At 59.6% G+C, this 15,516-nt stretch carries 10 protein-coding genes, 1 pseudogene and 1 riboswitch; of the genes and pseudogenes, 9 read left to right on the plus strand and 2 right to left on the minus strand.

Going from position 1 to position 15,516, the window contains the following annotated elements; all coding sequences use genetic code 11:
* The first annotated feature begins 146 nt into the window (after positions 1-146).
* The 7 genes and pseudogenes from PspS04_RS02210 to PspS04_RS27610 form a co-directional block, all read left to right on the plus strand.
* The gene (locus tag PspS04_RS02210; RefSeq protein WP_159993386.1) at positions 147-2,216 is read left to right on the plus strand and encodes a type VI secretion system Vgr family protein; all 2,070 of its coding nucleotides are present in this window, start codon (positions 147-149) and stop codon (positions 2,214-2,216) included.
* Complete coding sequence (locus PspS04_RS02215) at positions 2,213-3,046, plus strand: DUF4123 domain-containing protein (protein WP_159993388.1); 834 nt, start codon at positions 2,213-2,215, stop codon at positions 3,044-3,046. The genes PspS04_RS02210 and PspS04_RS02215 overlap by 4 nt, the downstream gene beginning before the upstream one ends.
* Positions 3,043-6,315, plus strand: a complete 3,273-nt coding sequence (locus PspS04_RS02220; RefSeq protein WP_162530192.1) for a toxin VasX — start codon at positions 3,043-3,045, stop codon at positions 6,313-6,315. The genes PspS04_RS02215 and PspS04_RS02220 overlap by 4 nt, the downstream gene beginning before the upstream one ends.
* Positions 6,312-7,226 (plus strand): hypothetical protein, encoded by a 915-nt coding sequence (locus PspS04_RS02230; protein WP_159993390.1) that lies wholly within the window; start codon positions 6,312-6,314, stop codon positions 7,224-7,226. The genes PspS04_RS02220 and PspS04_RS02230 overlap by 4 nt, the downstream gene beginning before the upstream one ends.
* Positions 7,223-8,161: a DUF6708 domain-containing protein gene (locus PspS04_RS02235; RefSeq protein WP_159993392.1), complete on the plus strand. Its 939-nt coding sequence runs from the start codon at positions 7,223-7,225 to the stop codon at positions 8,159-8,161. Before PspS04_RS02230 ends, PspS04_RS02235 begins: the two co-directional genes overlap by 4 nt.
* Positions 8,158-9,123 carry a hypothetical protein gene (locus PspS04_RS02240; RefSeq protein WP_159993394.1) on the plus strand — a complete coding sequence of 322 codons (966 nt, stop codon included), beginning with the start codon at positions 8,158-8,160 and terminating at the stop codon, positions 9,121-9,123. The genes PspS04_RS02235 and PspS04_RS02240 overlap by 4 nt, the downstream gene beginning before the upstream one ends.
* 35 nt (positions 9,124-9,158) lie before the next feature.
* A pseudogene (locus PspS04_RS27610) lies at positions 9,159-9,379 on the plus strand (fructose-bisphosphate aldolase); the annotation flags it as partial.
* A 53-nt stretch (positions 9,380-9,432) separates the two neighbouring features.
* Here the strand turns inward: PspS04_RS27610 and PspS04_RS02245 are convergent.
* Positions 9,433-10,872, minus strand: a complete 1,440-nt coding sequence (locus tag PspS04_RS02245) for a TolC family outer membrane protein (RefSeq protein WP_159993396.1) — start codon at positions 10,870-10,872, stop codon at positions 9,433-9,435.
* 195 nt (positions 10,873-11,067) lie between these two features.
* Positions 11,068-11,173: riboswitch (TPP riboswitch) on the plus strand.
* 148 nt (positions 11,174-11,321) lie between these two features.
* Between PspS04_RS02245 and thiC the strand changes: the two genes are divergently transcribed.
* A complete protein-coding gene (gene thiC / locus PspS04_RS02250) occupies positions 11,322-13,211 on the plus strand; it encodes a phosphomethylpyrimidine synthase ThiC (protein WP_095169617.1) in 1,890 nt (629 codons plus the stop codon).
* A gap of 140 nt (positions 13,212-13,351) precedes the next feature.
* Positions 13,352-14,644 (plus strand): putative hydroxymethylpyrimidine transporter CytX, encoded by a 1,293-nt coding sequence (gene cytX / locus PspS04_RS02255; RefSeq protein WP_159993398.1) that lies wholly within the window; start codon positions 13,352-13,354, stop codon positions 14,642-14,644.
* Here cytX and PspS04_RS02260 read toward each other — a convergent pair.
* Positions 14,613-15,359: an RsiV family protein gene (locus PspS04_RS02260; protein WP_159993400.1), complete on the minus strand. Its 747-nt coding sequence runs from the start codon at positions 15,357-15,359 to the stop codon at positions 14,613-14,615. The two genes, cytX and PspS04_RS02260, sit on opposite strands and share 32 nt — an antisense overlap.
* Positions 15,360-15,516: the final 157 nt, after the last annotated feature.

Below are 15,516 nucleotides of genomic sequence, written 5' to 3' on the forward strand. Positions count from 1 at the left end.
AAGGCGGAAAGGTCTGACTGTATTCGAAGACCCTTCCGACATTAATCCGTTTCCCTCGTTGATAACGTGCCCGCCAATTTCGCGTGCACAGACCATGGACGGTTTGGACACCGCGCTTCATTTCCTCTCTGCTTAAGGAAAAGCGTATGTTCCGGTCGGCCAATACGGCGCACTTCGCGCTGCACATCCCCGCTGTTCGTAACGATTTCAAAGTGCTCGCCTTTGATGGTGTTGAGGCTATCAGCGCTTCGTACGCGATCCAGGTTGAACTGGTCAGCGAACACCCGGATTTCGATCTGGAGAGTCTGCTCAGCCAACCTGCCTTTCTCCAGTTCGGTCTTAACGGCGAAGGCCTTCATGGCCGTATCGAAGACGTCTTTGTGGGGCAGGCCGGCAAGCGCCTGACCCGTTATCACCTGACTCTGGTACCGGCGCTGCACTACTTGCAGTTCAGCCACAATCAGCGGATTTTCCAGAATCTGACGGTGCCGAAAATCATCGCTCAGGTGTTCAAGGGCCACGGCATTCAGGCCGATGCCTTTGCCTTCCATGTCAGCACCAGCCCCGAGCGCGAGTACTGCACGCAATACGGGGAAAATGACTTCGAGTTCGTCCAGCGCCTGTGCGCCGAGGACGGCATCGCCTGGCATCACCAGCATTCGCCAGACGGTCATCTGCTGGTGTTCACCGACGACCAGACCTGGTTCCCCAAACTGGGCGCAACCCCTTATCTACAAGACTCCGGCATGGTGGCCGAGTACCCGGTAGTCAGTCAGTTTTCCATGCGCTTACGCACCCGCACCAGCACGGTCACGCGCCGGGACTACGACTTTCAACGTCCGAGTCTGCTGCTGGAGAGCCGTTTCACCGCCGAGTTCAGCCCAGAGCTGGAAGACTATCGTTATCCGCTGTTGATCGAGAACGAAAAACGCGGCAAACAACTCGCTCGCCAGGCTCTGGAGCGCCATCGTACCGATTACCAGTTGGCCGAGGGCAGCAGCGATCAACCGTGCCTGCGCAGTGGTCACTTGTTTGAACTGACCGAACACCCACGCAAAACCTGCAACGATTTGTGGCTGTTACTCAGCGTGACGCATTCTGGAAAACAGCCGCAGTCACTGGAAGAGGCCATCACCAGCGACATCAAACCCGAAGATGGCTTTAGCCAAGGCTATCGCAACTGCTTCCGCGCCATTCCGTGGGATGTGCACTACCGACCAGCGCTGCCCCCGCGACGATCGGCGCTGGTCAGCCAGACCGCCCGCGTGACCGGACCGGCCGGCGAAGAGATTTATTGCGACAAGTTTGGTCGTGTCCGTGTCGAGCTGCCTTGGGATCGGGCCGAGTTCAACAGTGAAAGAAGCAGTTGCTGGCTAAGGGTTTCATCCAGTTGGGCCGGGGAAAATTTTGGTTCGGTGACCATCCCGCGCATCGGCATGGAAGTTGTCGTCACCTACCTGGAAGGCGACCCCGACCAACCGTTGATCACCGGGTGTGTGGCCAACACCGTCACCTCCGTACCGTATTCGTTGCCGGAGCACAAAACCAAAACCGTCTTGCGCAGCCACAGTTCCCCGCACACCGGCGGTTACAACGAACTGTCGCTGGAAGACCGCGCCGGGCAGGAAAAAATCTACCTGCGTGCCCAGCGCGACTTTGAACAGCTGATCCTCAACGACAGCGACACCAAGATCGGTAATGACCGCCGCGAACAGATCACCCACGACAGCCACAGCCTGATCAGCAACGACCGTTTCGAACAGGTGGACAACCACAGCGCCAGCCTGATCAAGGGCGACGAGTTGCACACCACCCAAGGCGTGCGCAACACGGTGATCGGCGGCAACGAACTGATCACCATCACCGGTAACAGCAGCACGACAGCAGGCGGCACGTTGGTGATTCAGGCCGGTTCGCAAGCCCACGTCAGCGCTGCCAACGTGGTGATCGATGCGGGGATGAGCCTGACGCTCACGGCTGGAGGTCACCACATCGTGATCAACGCCGGCGGGATTTTCAGCAGCGTGGCCATCGTCGAGGGTGGGGCTCCGGTGACGGGTGTGCCTGTTCAACCTGCGCTTTCATTGGTTCCGGTGGCTGCGCAGGCACTGATTGCGCCATCCCTGGCTGCGCAAAAACTGGCATTGACTCAGGCGGCGCAGCAGGCCTCAGCGATCTGTGCCGTGTGTCAAAAACTGGCGGAGATGATGGCATGAATCAGGCTTACCTGCTGCTGGATCGCGCCCAGATTGAACATCTGCCTGAGCGTCTGTTGGAGCTGGGGAGTACAACGTTTCAATCGCTTTACCAGAACACCGCTTATGGCCCATTGGAGGAAGTCGGGCCGGTACTGGTGCCTGTTTCCCCTAATAGCCCGCTGGCCCATACCTTTTTTCGGGACTGGAGTGCGACGGGTGGCCTCTGGCTGGAGTCAGAGGCGCAAGAAGCGGTTGTACTCGAACATTTACGCAGCCTGATTCACGTCCGGGTCGAGGGGGATGTCACGGTTTTGTTCCGTTACCACGACCCGCGCATCGCGGCATTGTGGCTAGCGCGGTTACCCGCCTGCGAGCGTGATCGCTTGATGGGACCTGTGCGACTGATCCGGCTCCCGGAGTTGGATATCCATCAAGAAAACCCGGATCAACCCGCTGCACCGTATGCGCATGAGCCTTGGTTGTTCCTGTCTGCGGAGCAACTGGAGCACTTGGGCACCGCCCAACGGCAGCGCTTCGCTCAACAGTTGATCGAACACTGCCAGCAATACTTTTCCGAATACCTGCAAGGGCTGGACGACTTTGCATTGCAACAGTGGGCGTCTCATTGCCAGCACCGTGCCGGGCGTCACGGTTACAGCGCCATCGATGAAGTCTTGCTCTGGGCGCGCTTCCACGCTGCGCTGGGTACTGACTTTCCCGATGCTTCGGATCACGACGCTTACCGAAGCATATTGGCCGAGCCCGGTGTATCGCCCGAGCAACGGCTGGAAAACTTGAATGCCGAACTGACGCGTCAGCAGCTCACCGACAAGGCGTTCGGTCTATGAGCGCAGAAAAACTGGCAATGGTCGACCGAGCCGCTCAGGCCGAACGCGCCGCCAAGGCTCAGCCTCACGTCGACATCAACAGCCCGATGGCGCCGTGCCCAGCCAGCCAATCCGAGCTGTTCGTCGTCCCCGTGCGTTATGCGCTGGCTGAAGAAAAGGCCGACAGTCCTTGCTGCATTCCCGGCGTGACCACGCAAAGTCGTCCCATGGCGGCGCGTCGCTTGCGGGCCGGATTTGTTTATCTGTGGCAGGACAAAGGCCCCCTCAAACGGTATGCCGTCTCGCCGAATGGTCTGCTCAAAGAGCAAGTGCTCGACGCCGATGCGAGCCCGGTGCTCGACGGCACATTGACGGGCCTGACCCTGGAAAAAACCCACGACGCGTGGATGCTCTACAGCGAGTTCCCATTGAACCCCGAGCACTGTCAATCGCTGAGCGACAGCAGCACCAAACGTCGTGCGCACATGCGCCATGTGGCCTTGCGCACCGTGGCCAATGAACTGCAAGCCGAGCATTGCCCGCCGCTGGAAAAAGCCGTTGAGGTCATGGCCGAACTCATCCCCGGCACCTTCGCCCGGTCCATGAAAGCGGATCAGCAACGGGGCGCCGAGGATACCGACACGCTGGGCGCGGCCGTGATGAAAGACCCGATCCCGGCCAACATCAAGGCGTACACCGACGCCATGCATCGCGCGCGTGAGCGCGAAAATGTCATCGCCCAACACCCCGAGGTCAACGATCAGCCGCCGGGCGAATGGAGCGCCGAACCGTGGGACGGTCAGGGCACTCAGGATTGGCTGGACAGCGCCAAGGCACAAACCGAGGGTCTGTTCGCCGTCTTCGCTTGCCTGGACGACGATCTGGGCGTGCTGCGTGACATCAACCACGAGCAGGAATGGGTCGAGGCGGGACATGAAAAATGGCTGGGGGATAACAACCTACGCCTGAGCATCGGTGGATTCGTGCGTAGTCTGATCACTGAAGATGGCGCCGAACTGGCCGGGTCCATCAGCTACCGCTACAAGGGGCGTGACATCACCCTCACGCCCGAACAGGGCCAGGTCATGCTCGACACCCAGCATCGGCTGGATGAGGAACTCAAGGCTGAAACCCAGGCCCGTCAATACGGTGGTCAGCCCACCCAGGCCGAAGCCGCCGCCCGCGATTCACGTATCGCAGCCATCGTCGCCCCGGTACGGGCCTTTATTCCGGCGGACTTGTACAACGAAGTGGAATTCGTCGTCCGCGAATACCGCGCCGAAAAGCACGCCAACCTCAACAACCATCTCTTCAGTGCCAAGGTCGGCGAATACATCGACCTCGAGGCGATGAACACCTGGTTCGCGCAGACCGCAGCGGCGCACTACCAACAGATCGAACAGCGTCACACCGCGTTGTTTGCCGACCGGGGCATGTACCTCAACCGCTCCCTCAGCGGCACCTGGTTTGTCGATTACTCCGACCTGGACACTCGCCACTGGCTGACCGAATTGGCCACCGGCTGCCTGACCGCCCAATGCATCCGCGCCCAGGGCGCAGAGCAATACGCCGACTACGTGCGAGCCGCGGATGATGGTGCCCTGAAACAACTGTTCAACGCCTGGACGCCCTCGATCGATGCGGCCGTTAACAACACCTCTCGACTAGGTGAGCTGATGGCCGCACTGGCTTCCGACAACATCAGCGCCACCCATCAGGCATTGGCGCCGTTGAGCGCAGCGGTTCTGGAAGACATCGCGGCCATGGCCCGAGACGCGAGCAGCCAATGGAGTGTGTTGGTCAACCGGCTGGCGGCTTCGTTGTTGTTGCTCAAGGGGGGCAACACCTTCAGCGGCTCATGGATGGGCGTCTTTGTCGCTGCGCGCCTGGGCAGCGACACGCGTTTGCAGTTCGTCACCGAGGCCGGCCGGCAGGTGTGGAAGTTGTTGGGGCAACAGGCCGAAGCACTGGGCGACTGGGCGAAGGTGACCGGGAAGGCTATTGGCGCGGGGCGGGTGGAGCGGATTGTTAATTCGCCTGTTGTGGCCAACAGCGGCGGGGTAGTGCCGTTGGCTGCGTTGTTGTTGAACGTGCTGAATGCGCATAACTATTTGAGCAAGGCCGGGGTGTTGGAGGGGATGGACAGTCGGCGGGTTAATGACACGGTTTCGGCGACGCTGTATGCGGCGGCGGCTTTGGTTGCGGTGGTTGATAATCAGGTGCGGATGGGCTTGGGGGTCAAAGAAATTGGGAAGGGACGAACAATGGCCCCGACTCTGACCCTGTTTGGTGGGGTGATTGGAGCACTTTCCACTGGTGCAGCAATAAACGAATTCCAATCCTTGGAAAAACAATTGGAAAACACCCAAAACCGAGTCGACCCGTGGCTGCAGATGCGCCAGATCGTGGTTGGTGGTCAAGTAGCGGCCTTCGGCGCCCAAGCGCTGTTAGGGTTTGGCTACACCGCCCGCGCCTTGGCAGGCTCAATAACCGCCGAAGCCGCCATCTTGCGTTACACGCTGTACATGGGGCCGTTGAACTGGCTCATTCTCATGCTGGGTGTTCTGCACCTGATCACCACGTTCTTGCAGCAAACCCCACTGCAAAACTTCTTGAACTTCTGCTGCTGGTCAAAAGAGCGGGCGATCGATCTGGAACCTATCGCTCCCAAAGCCCAGCAGGACGAACTCGACCGGCTGTACTTCATCCTTTATGCACCTCGGGTCAGTATGCAAAGCAGCTCGGTACTGGGTAGTGGCAATGGCCCATCCGGACTGACTTCCGTCAGTTCCATTAATGCTTTGACCATCGATTTGCCAGGGGCGGAGCCGGGTAGTGCCTACCTGGAACTGAGCATGGTCGGTGACCCGTTGGATACCCAGGCCTCCCGCGATCTGATCAAAAACAGCCCGTTCAACCACTACAAAGCACCGCGTCCCTGGCGAGACATGACACCTCATTGGTTGTCCAGCAGCATCTGTCAGTGGATACCGTTCAAGGAAGGTCAGGGCTTACGCTTGAGTGGCCCCTTCAAGGAGCTGAAGAACGTATTGGGCACGACACCCAGTACTGTTTCGCTCCGATTGCGTTATCGCACGCCATTGACCGCCATGCTCGGTGCTCGCATCTTTATCGGCGGTGAGCGAGGGCTTGCCTTTACCCTGAATGACACCACCGACGTGATAGCGCTGTGGGCCGACCCGACACCTGAACTGGATCGTGTACCGAGTTACCCGCTCGGCGAGGACCACCCCGGTGCCATTTACCTGCAACCCAAGGACAAACGATGAGCACGCCACCGGCAGGCACCACGAAAAAACGGACGTTTTCGCGCAATGACTACCTGGCGCCGCTCCCCATCCCTACCGGAGAGAAACCGCAGGACGTGCTCAACACCATTTGGCGCAAGAACGAGGTGTTTTTGGATATTGGCAACTACAGCATCGGCTCGGCGGTGATGGTGATGTGGCCGACGCTGATGGTGTTTGTGCTTATGGGTTACATCACTCCTGAGCCTGGAATGATCTGGATTGGGGCATTAATTATCATTGGTATCCCTTCAATGATTTTGATCCAAGGTCTATTTCGGGAAGTGCCCCTACCCGTGCGTTTCAACCGCCAACGCCGAGAAGTCTGCGTACCACGCGACGATGGCGAGTACTGGATCGTCCCTTGGGAAACCGTGACGGCTGCCGCCACACAGCACTCGTCGGTCAGCCAAGCCGGTAAAGCCACGATGGGCTTATTAATCATCGGTTTCGAAAACCCGGATCCGCTGGCTAAGGAAGACAACAAGCATTTCTCCCTAGGCTTCAACTGTGGCGGCGACACCACGGCAATGGCGTTGTGGGAGTGCATGCGCAGTTATATGGAAGTTAGTCCGGAGGCTGTCCCTGAAAGTCGAGTTGGCGTTGCCCCCTACGAAGAAACGCAAATTGGTTCGATCATCACCGACTTGCGCAAGGGCAATTTGTTAGGCGTTTTATGGGGAATATTTTGCATTACGATTTTGGGGACGTACTTGGCAGAGAAGCTTCAGGATTTGAAACTTTCTTATCCGCCAGACCTGCCCTATCCCGACATCATCGAATGGTCAAAACCCTTGCCTCCCGAGCAGTGGGCCAAACGCTCCCCGGAACTAGAAGCCGCCATCGCCAAACGCGAGGCTGAACTAGCCACGCAAGCCAGGGACGCGGCATGAGCACGCCACCGGCAGGTACCACGAAAAAGCGGATATTTTCGCGCAATGACTACCTGGCGCCGTTGCCTATCCCTACCGGCGAAAAACCGCAGGACGTGCTCAACATCATTTGGCGCAAGAACGACGTGTTTCTCGACATTGGTAACTACAGCATCGGCTCTGCGGTGATGGTGATGTGGCCGGGAGTGATGGTGGTTTTAGCCATGTCTTTCTTCACTCGAAATTTCGACCCTGATTTCAGCCGCGAAGTGTTGATCCTGGGCGCAGTTATTATGAGCATCCCCGTGCTGTTTTTAATCCAAGGGCTATTCCGCGATGTGCCCCCACCCGTGCGCTTCAACCGCCAGCGCCGAGAGGTCTGCGTACCACGCGACGACGGCCAGTACTGGATCGTGCCCTGGGAAAGCGTGACGGCCGCCGCCACACAGCACTCGTCGGTGAGCCAGGCTGGTAAAACCACGATGGGTTTACTGATCGTAGGTTTCGAAAACCCCGACCCGCAGGCCAAGGAAGACAACAAGCATTTTTCGTTGGGCTTCAATTGTGGCGGCGGCACCACGGCGATGGCGTTATGGGAGTGCATGCGCAGTTACATGGAAATTGGGCCGGAAGCCGCACCGGAGGCCGCAGCACTTAACTCAGGCGCGAACCTGCGTTACTACATCGATTACATGAAAGATAAAGCCAGAGAGCGTGGGTGGTTTTTGACACTGCTGTGGGAAGGGGTATTCGGCGTATTTATTTTTAATGCTCCTCTCGCTACCTATCTGCAAAGAAAGAAACTGTATCCGCCACCAGACCTTACCTATCCCGACATCATCGAATGGTCAAAACCTTTACCTCCCGAGCAGTGGGCCAAACGTTCCCCGGAACTGGAATCCGCCATCACCAAACGCGAGGCTGAACTAGCCACGCAAGCCAGGGACGCGGCATGAGCACGCCACCGGCAGGTACCACGAAAAAGCGGATTTTTTCGCGTAATGATTACCTGGCGCCGTTGCCCATCCCTACGGGTAGAAAGCCCTCTGATGTGCTCAATATCATCTGGCGCAAGAACGAGGTATTTATCGATATTGGCAGCTATAGCATCGGTTCGGCGGTGATGGTGATGTGGCCAATGGTGATGCTGTTTTTAGCCATGGCTTATTTCACACGCAATATCGCCTCTGGGGACTTTAGCCAAGACATATTGATAGCAGGCTCAATCATCACAGGTGTTCCAGCGCTAATGTTGATCCAGGGACTGTTCCGAAATGTGCCACTTCCCGTGCGCTTCAATCGCCAACGCCGCGAAGTCTGCGTACCCCGCGACGACGGCAAGTACTGGATCGTCCCTTGGGAAACGGTCACCGCCACCGCCACCGAGCAATCGTCGGTCAGTCAGGCCGGTAAAGCCACGATGGGGCTGCTGGTCATCGGTTTCGAAAACCCTGACCCGTTGGCCAAGAAAGACAACAAGCATTTCTCCCTAGGCTTCAACTGTGGTGGCGGCACCACGGCCATGGCGTTGTGGGAGTGCATGCGCAGTTACATGGAGATTGGACCGGAGGCTGTTGAGGATCAAACAGCACGTTTCGACAGGTCTAAAGGGATATGGGCGACCTATCTGGACGATCTTGTAAAAGCCGCAAAATTGAGAGGCTGGCCTTTAACCATCTTGTGGGAAGGTTTCTGCGGGACCTTCATCTTCAACACGCTACTGATCGACGTCCTTGAGCGATGGAAACTGAATCCGCCGCCAGACCTGCCCTATCCCGACATCATCGAATGGTCAAAACCCTTGCCTCCCGAGCAGTGGGCTAACCGCTCCTCGGAACTGGTAGCCGCCATCACCAAACGCAACGCTGAACTGGCCGCGCACGCTATCACCCATTCGTTTCGCTGCGAACGGCAGTAGCTCTTCTTTTATGCACAGGAAGATTTACCTATGAAATACGCGAACTCCACAACTGCGTCAGCGAACACCTCAACGCCGTCCTCAAATACCTCAACCTGATGGCCTGCACCAGCCTTCCCCACTACGCCGAGAACGACATCAACACCGTCACCAACATCGCCCGGATCTGGTCCAGGATGTGAGTGATGTGTTTCGCGTGATTGAGCAGCGCGGGTTTGATACGCCAAAAGAACAGCGATTGATTTTTACGCAATAAAAACCCGCATTTTTCCTGCGGGTTTTTTAACGCCGTTACAGTACCGTTGTTTTTTACTGCGTCGGATTTGCTTTCAACTGCTCGGCCGCAGCCTTGGCCAGGTCCGGTGGTAGGAAGTCCTTGTCCGGGTTGTAGTCGGCCTTGAGGTAGCGCTTGAGGTCTTGCAGGTCGCCCGGGCTCAGGGTGCCGGCCGCCTGTTTCAGGCGCAGGTTGTCGAGGATGTAGTCGTAGCGGCTGTTGTTGTAGTTGCGCACCGAGGTGTACAGCTGGCGCTGGGCGTCGAGCACGTCGACGATATTGCGGGTCCCCACCTGATAACCGATTTCAGTGGCTTCCACCGCGCTCTGGTTGGAGATGATCGACTGGCGGCGCGCTTGCACCTGCTCGACATCGCTGTTCACCGCGCGGTGCAGGTTGCGGGTGTTCTCCACCACCTGGCGGCGCAGCGATTCACGTTGTTGCTCGCTCTGGTCCAGGCGTGCATACGACTCGCGGACCTGGGAGTTGATCAGGCCGCCGCTGTAGATCGGAATGTTCAGCTGCAAGCCGACGGTGGTCTGGGTCACGTCACCACTGTAGGGCTGGCCAAAGGCACTAGGGTTGCTGAAGCCGAAGGCGTCGTTGTCACCCTTCTTGTACTGCGCCACGGCATCGACGGTCGGGGCGTGCCCGGCCTTGCGTTGCTTGAGGGTCTCTTCGGCCGCGCTGACCGCGTAGTTGCTGGCCAGCAGGTTGAGGTTCTGCTGGGCTGCGGTGTCGACCCAGGCCTTGGCGTCATTGGGCGCCGGCGGCAGGATCGGCAAGGTGTGGACGATGCCCTGGATCGAGTTGTACTGCCGGTTGGTCAGGGTGATCAGGGCCTCGAACGCGTCATCCACCTGTTGCTGGGCGAGGATCCGGTTGGCGCGGGCAGTGTCATAGCTGGCTTGCGACTGCAGCACGTCGGTCTTGTCCGAGAGGCCGACGTCGAAGCGCTCGTTGGACTGGTCCAACTGGCGCTTGAAGGCGGCTTCTTCGGCTTTGGTCGAGGCCAGGTTGTCCTGGGTGCGCAGCACGTTGAAGTAGGTCTGGGCGGTCTGCAGGATCAGGTCCTGCTCGGTGGCCGAGAGCTGCAACGCGGCTTGTTCGTTGACATCCTTGGCGGCCTGGAACTGGAACCAGCGGTCGGCGCGGAACAGCGGCTGGGCCAGGGTTGCCTGGTAGAAATGCGTGTTGCGGTTGGCAATGGCCGCCGGGGAGTCGATGTCGGTACGCACATTGGCGATCTCCGCACCACCGGAGAGGTTCGGCAGCAGGCCGGCGCGCGACTGGGGCACGACTTCCTTTTGCGCGCCGTATTGGGCACGGGCCGCCGCGAGGTCGGCGTTGTTGTCGACTGCCTCCTGGTAGACGCTGACCAGGTCGGTCTTGGTCGACAGGGGCGTGTCTGCTGCCCAGGCCATTCCATTGGACGCACAAGACACGGCGAGAGCCAGTGAGAGTTTGCGCAGCATGAGGCGATCCCTAGAATTGAAAATGCGACAAGAAATAGAGCGCCAAGCTACGGCGCGGGCCCGTCAGCGTCAAGGCGTGGCATGGCGTAGCGAGTGTAGTTGTGGTGACCTGGGGCAACAATCCTGCAATTACGCCATTCATCATGCTGTTTAATCCGGGGTTGGCGTTCTTGGGTGGTTATGTCTAGACTGGCCGGGTTCTTGTCGGGGTGCCTTGCTATGAGGCTGAGATCGAATAATTTCGGATCCCGTTGAACCTGATCAGGTTAGCGCCTGCGTAGGGAACAAGATTTCTCGTCACCCGGCGAGTCCTCTTGTGCTTCGTCCGGGATATTGTTCGACAATCGAACGCTTCGCGAGATGATGCACAGCACCAGTCCTGGTGCCTCCGTGCCTTTCAGGTTCTGCTCCGACAATCCACTGCCTGGATGCTGTCTGGAGAGCCCGTGATGACCACAAAACTAAAAAATGCGACCCACCTGAGTGAATCGGCCAAGGTCGATCAACAATCGGTGCAGCCCTTTACCCGCTCGCAAAAGATTTATGTCCAGGGCACGCGCCCGGACATCCTGGTGCCGATGCGCGAAATCAGCCTGGACGTCACCCCGACCGACTTCGGCGGTGAAATCAATGCGCCTGTCGTGGTCTACGACACCTCCGGCCCCTATACCGACCCGAACGTCATCATCGACGTGCGCAAAGGCCTCGCCGACGTGCGCTCGCCGTGGATCGAAGCCCGTGGCGACACCGAGCGCCTGCCAGGCCTGAGTTCCAACTTCGGCCAGGAACGTCTGGCCGATGCCGAGCTGACCAAACTGCGGTTCGCCCACGTCAACAACCCGCGCCGCGCCAAGGCTGGGGCCAACGTCAGCCAGATGCACTACGCGCGCCAAGGCATCATCACCGCCGAGATGGAATACGTCGCCATCCGCGAAAACATGAAGCTGGAAGTGGCCCGCGCGGCCGGCCTGCTGGACCAGCAACACGCCGGCCACAGCTTCGGCGCCAGCGTGCCGAAAATCATCACCCCCGAATTCGTGCGCGAGGAAATCGCCCGCGGTCGCGCGATCATCCCGGCCAACATCAACCACACCGAACTGGAACCGATGATCATCGGCCGTAACTTCCTGGTGAAGATCAACGGCAACATCGGCAACAGTGCCCTCGGATCGTCCATCGAAGAAGAAGTGGCGAAACTGACCTGGGGCATTCGCTGGGGTTCGGACACGGTCATGGACCTGTCCACCGGCAAGCACATTCACGAAACCCGTGAGTGGATCATCCGCAACTCGCCAGTCCCAATCGGCACTGTGCCGATCTACCAGGCCCTGGAAAAAGTCGGCGGCGCCGCCGAAGACCTGACCTGGGAGCTGTTCCGCGACACGTTGATCGAGCAGGCCGAGCAGGGCGTCGACTACTTCACCATCCACGCCGGTGTGTTGCTGCGCTATGTGCCGCTGACCGCCAAGCGCGTGACCGGCATTGTTTCCCGTGGTGGTTCGATCATGGCCAAGTGGTGCCTGGCGCATCACAAGGAAAACTTCCTCTACACCCATTTCGAAGACATCTGCGAAATCATGAAGGCCTACGACGTCAGCTTCTCGCTGGGCGATGGCCTGCGTCCCGGCTCGATTGCCGACGCCAACGACGCTGCACAATTCGGTGAGCTGGAAACCCTCGGCGAGCTGACCAAGATTGCCTGGAAGCACGACGTGCAGTGCATGATCGAAGGCCCGGGCCACGTGCCGATGCAGTTGATCAAGGAGAACATGGACAAGCAGCTGGAGTGCTGCGACGAGGCGCCGTTCTACACCCTCGGCCCGCTGACCACCGACATCGCCCCGGGTTACGACCACATCACCTCGGGCATCGGTGCCGCGATGATCGGCTGGTTCGGTTGCGCCATGCTCTGCTACGTCACGCCCAAGGAACACCTGGGCCTGCCGAACAAGGATGACGTGAAGACCGGGATCATCACCTACAAGATCGCCGCCCACGCCGCCGACCTTGCGAAGGGCCATCCGGGCGCGCAGATCCGCGACAACGCCTTGAGCAAGGCACGGTTCGAGTTCCGCTGGGAAGACCAGTTCAACCTCGGCCTGGACCCGGACACCGCCCGCTCGTACCACGATGAAACCCTGCCGAAGGACTCGGCCAAGGTCGCGCATTTCTGCTCGATGTGCGGGCCGAAATTCTGCTCGATGAAGATCACCCAGGAAGTCCGCGAGTATGCGGCCAACCAACGGATCGAAGCGGTGGACGTGGACGTCGCCCAAGGCCTGGCCGAACAGGCCGAGCGCTTCAAGCAGGAAGGCAGCCAGCTGTACAAGAAGGTTTGATCTGACCCGAAGGGTCGGGGCCTGAGAGGGCCCCATCGCGGGCAAGCCCGCTCCCACAGGATTTATGCAGTCCATGTGGGAGCGGGCTTGCCCGCGATAGCGGTCAACACAACAAAAAATGTCCCTCTGAGATAACACCCTTGAGCATTCAACCCAGCACTTACTCCCCCGATATCGCGGTGCCGACTGACCAGCGCGTCTTCGGCGGCCGTGATCTGTTCTCCCTGTGGTTTTCCCTCGGCATCGGCCTGATGGTCCTGCAGACCGGCGCCTTGCTTGCGCCGGGCCTGGGCCTGTCGGGTTCGTTGCTGGCGATTTTCCTCGGCACCCTGGTCGGCGTGCTGCTGCTGGCGGCCGTCGGCGTGATCGGCAGCGATACTGGCCTGTCGTCAATGGCCGCGCTCAAGTTGACTCTGGGCAGCAAGGGCGCAAGCCTGCCGGCGCTGCTCAACCTGCTGCAGTTGATCGGTTGGGGCTCGTTCGAGATCATCGTCATGCGCGATGCCGCCAGCCTGCTGGGCGCCCGCGGATTCAGCGAGGGCAGCCTGATGGCCAGCCCGCTGATGTGGACCCTGTTCTTCGGCGCCCTGGCGACCCTGCTGGCGGTGAGCGGCCCCCTGACGTTCGTGCGGCAGATCCTGCGCAAGTGGGGCATCTGGCTGTTGCTGGCAGCGTGCATCTGGCTGACCTGGAACCTGTTTGCCAAGGCTGACCTGGCTGCGTTGTGGGCCCAGGCCGGTGACGGTTCGATGCCGTTCGCCGTGGGCTTCGACATTGCGATCGCCATGCCCCTGTCCTGGCTGCCGCTGATTGCGGACTACTCGCGGTTCGGCAAGCGCGCGAAAAATGTCTTCGGCGGCACGGCGCTGGGCTTTTTCATCGGTAACTTCTGGCTGATGAGCCTGGGCGTGGCCTACACCCTGGCGTTTGCCCCCAGCGGTGACGTGAATGCCTTGCTGTTGGCGCTGGCCGGTGCCGGCCTGGGGATTCCGCTGCTGTTGATCCTGCTCGACGAGTCGGAAAACGCCTTTGCCGATATTCACTCGGCGGCAGTGTCCAGCGCGACCCTGTCACGGCTCAAGGTCGAGCACCTGGCCCTGGCCATCGGTGTGATCTGCACCCTGATCGCGCTGCTGGCGCCACTGGCCCAGTACCAGAACTTCCTGCTGCTGATCGGCTCGGTGTTCGCGCCGTTGTTCGGCGTGGTGCTGGTGGATCACTTCATCCTGCGCAAGCGCGGTGCCCAGGCGACCTGCGCGGCGTTGCGCGGGTCGGCCCTGTGCGCCTGGTTGGGCGGGGTGGTTACCTATCACTTGCTGGCCAATTTTTATCCCGAGCTGGGCGCAACCCTGCCGGCGTTGATCCTGGCAGGGCTGTTGCAGCTGGTGCTGGGCCGCATCGTTACTTTCGGGCGGGAAACAGCTCGGGCTTGAGGATGCCACCCAGGCGCGAATAAGGAATCTTCAACTCGACGTGGCCCAGGGCGTAAGGCGCAATGGTGTTCACGTCGTACTTGAGCATCACCCCGGCGGTGGTCAGGGCAACGTTGGGGGTTTGCTTGAACGGCCAGGCCTTGAGGAATTGCGCTTCCTGATCCAGGCGGGTGCTGATCAGCCAGCTGTTGTGCGCCACCTGGGCGGCTTTCCAGAATGCCTGTTCCTCGCCCGGCTTGAGCATATCGGCCAGGGTCAGCACCTTGTGCTCCTGGCGCGAGTAGTTGATGAAGCCGCGTCCCGGCTTGCCAGTGGCAGTGCCGTTGTCCAGATAGCTGGACAGCTCGATGATCACCAGTCCGTCATGCTGCTCGCGTACCTTGGCCTGCAAGTAGCTGCTGTTGCGCGGGGCGGCATCGCGCAGGAACTGCTCGCGATAGGCCGCCAGCGAAACCGGCAGTGGTGCATCGGCGGCGGTGGGGGTCATTTGCAGCAGGCGTCGTTCGATGATGCCATCCAGTTGCGGTTCGCCGGGGAAGCGCACGAGATCGATGTTGACCAGCGGGCATTCGGCACCGGTGCAGCCGGGCTTGATAGTCTCTGCGGTGTCGCGCAGGGTTTCCAGCGGCGCCTTGTAGCTAGGCTCGAACAGGCTTTGGCAGGCGCCCAGGGTCAGGGCGATACAGGCCACGGAGGCGATTTTCAAAAGTGACATGGGCGTCCTTCATGGATCAAGGGTAGGCAAAAAGTTACCGGCTTCGACTGCCAGCGGGGCGGTCAGTTCGCCACTAAGCTCAATAGTGTCAATTAGAGTAGGTTTGCCCCCCTGCCGTCTATCCCGGCAACTGCAAAGGGGCTGCATCAAAGGTGGC

Source organism: Pseudomonas sp. S04 (assembly GCF_009834545.1).
GTDB lineage: Bacteria > Pseudomonadota > Gammaproteobacteria > Pseudomonadales > Pseudomonadaceae > Aquipseudomonas.

Coding starts and splice junctions, on each gene's coding strand:
- PspS04_RS02210 (WP_159993386.1), top strand. CDS start 147: ATGTTCCGGTCGGCCAATACGGCGCACTTCGCGCTGCACATCCCCGCT.
- PspS04_RS02215 (WP_159993388.1), top strand. CDS start 2,213: ATGAATCAGGCTTACCTGCTGCTGGATCGCGCCCAGATTGAACATCTG.
- PspS04_RS02220 (WP_162530192.1), top strand. CDS start 3,043: ATGAGCGCAGAAAAACTGGCAATGGTCGACCGAGCCGCTCAGGCCGAA.
- PspS04_RS02230 (WP_159993390.1), top strand. CDS start 6,312: ATGAGCACGCCACCGGCAGGCACCACGAAAAAACGGACGTTTTCGCGC.
- PspS04_RS02235 (WP_159993392.1), top strand. CDS start 7,223: ATGAGCACGCCACCGGCAGGTACCACGAAAAAGCGGATATTTTCGCGC.
- PspS04_RS02240 (WP_159993394.1), top strand. CDS start 8,158: ATGAGCACGCCACCGGCAGGTACCACGAAAAAGCGGATTTTTTCGCGT.
- PspS04_RS02245 (WP_159993396.1), bottom strand. CDS start 10,872: ATGCTGCGCAAACTCTCACTGGCTCTCGCCGTGTCTTGTGCGTCCAAT.
- thiC (WP_095169617.1), top strand. CDS start 11,322: ATGACCACAAAACTAAAAAATGCGACCCACCTGAGTGAATCGGCCAAG.
- PspS04_RS02260 (WP_159993400.1), bottom strand. CDS start 15,359: ATGTCACTTTTGAAAATCGCCTCCGTGGCCTGTATCGCCCTGACCCTG.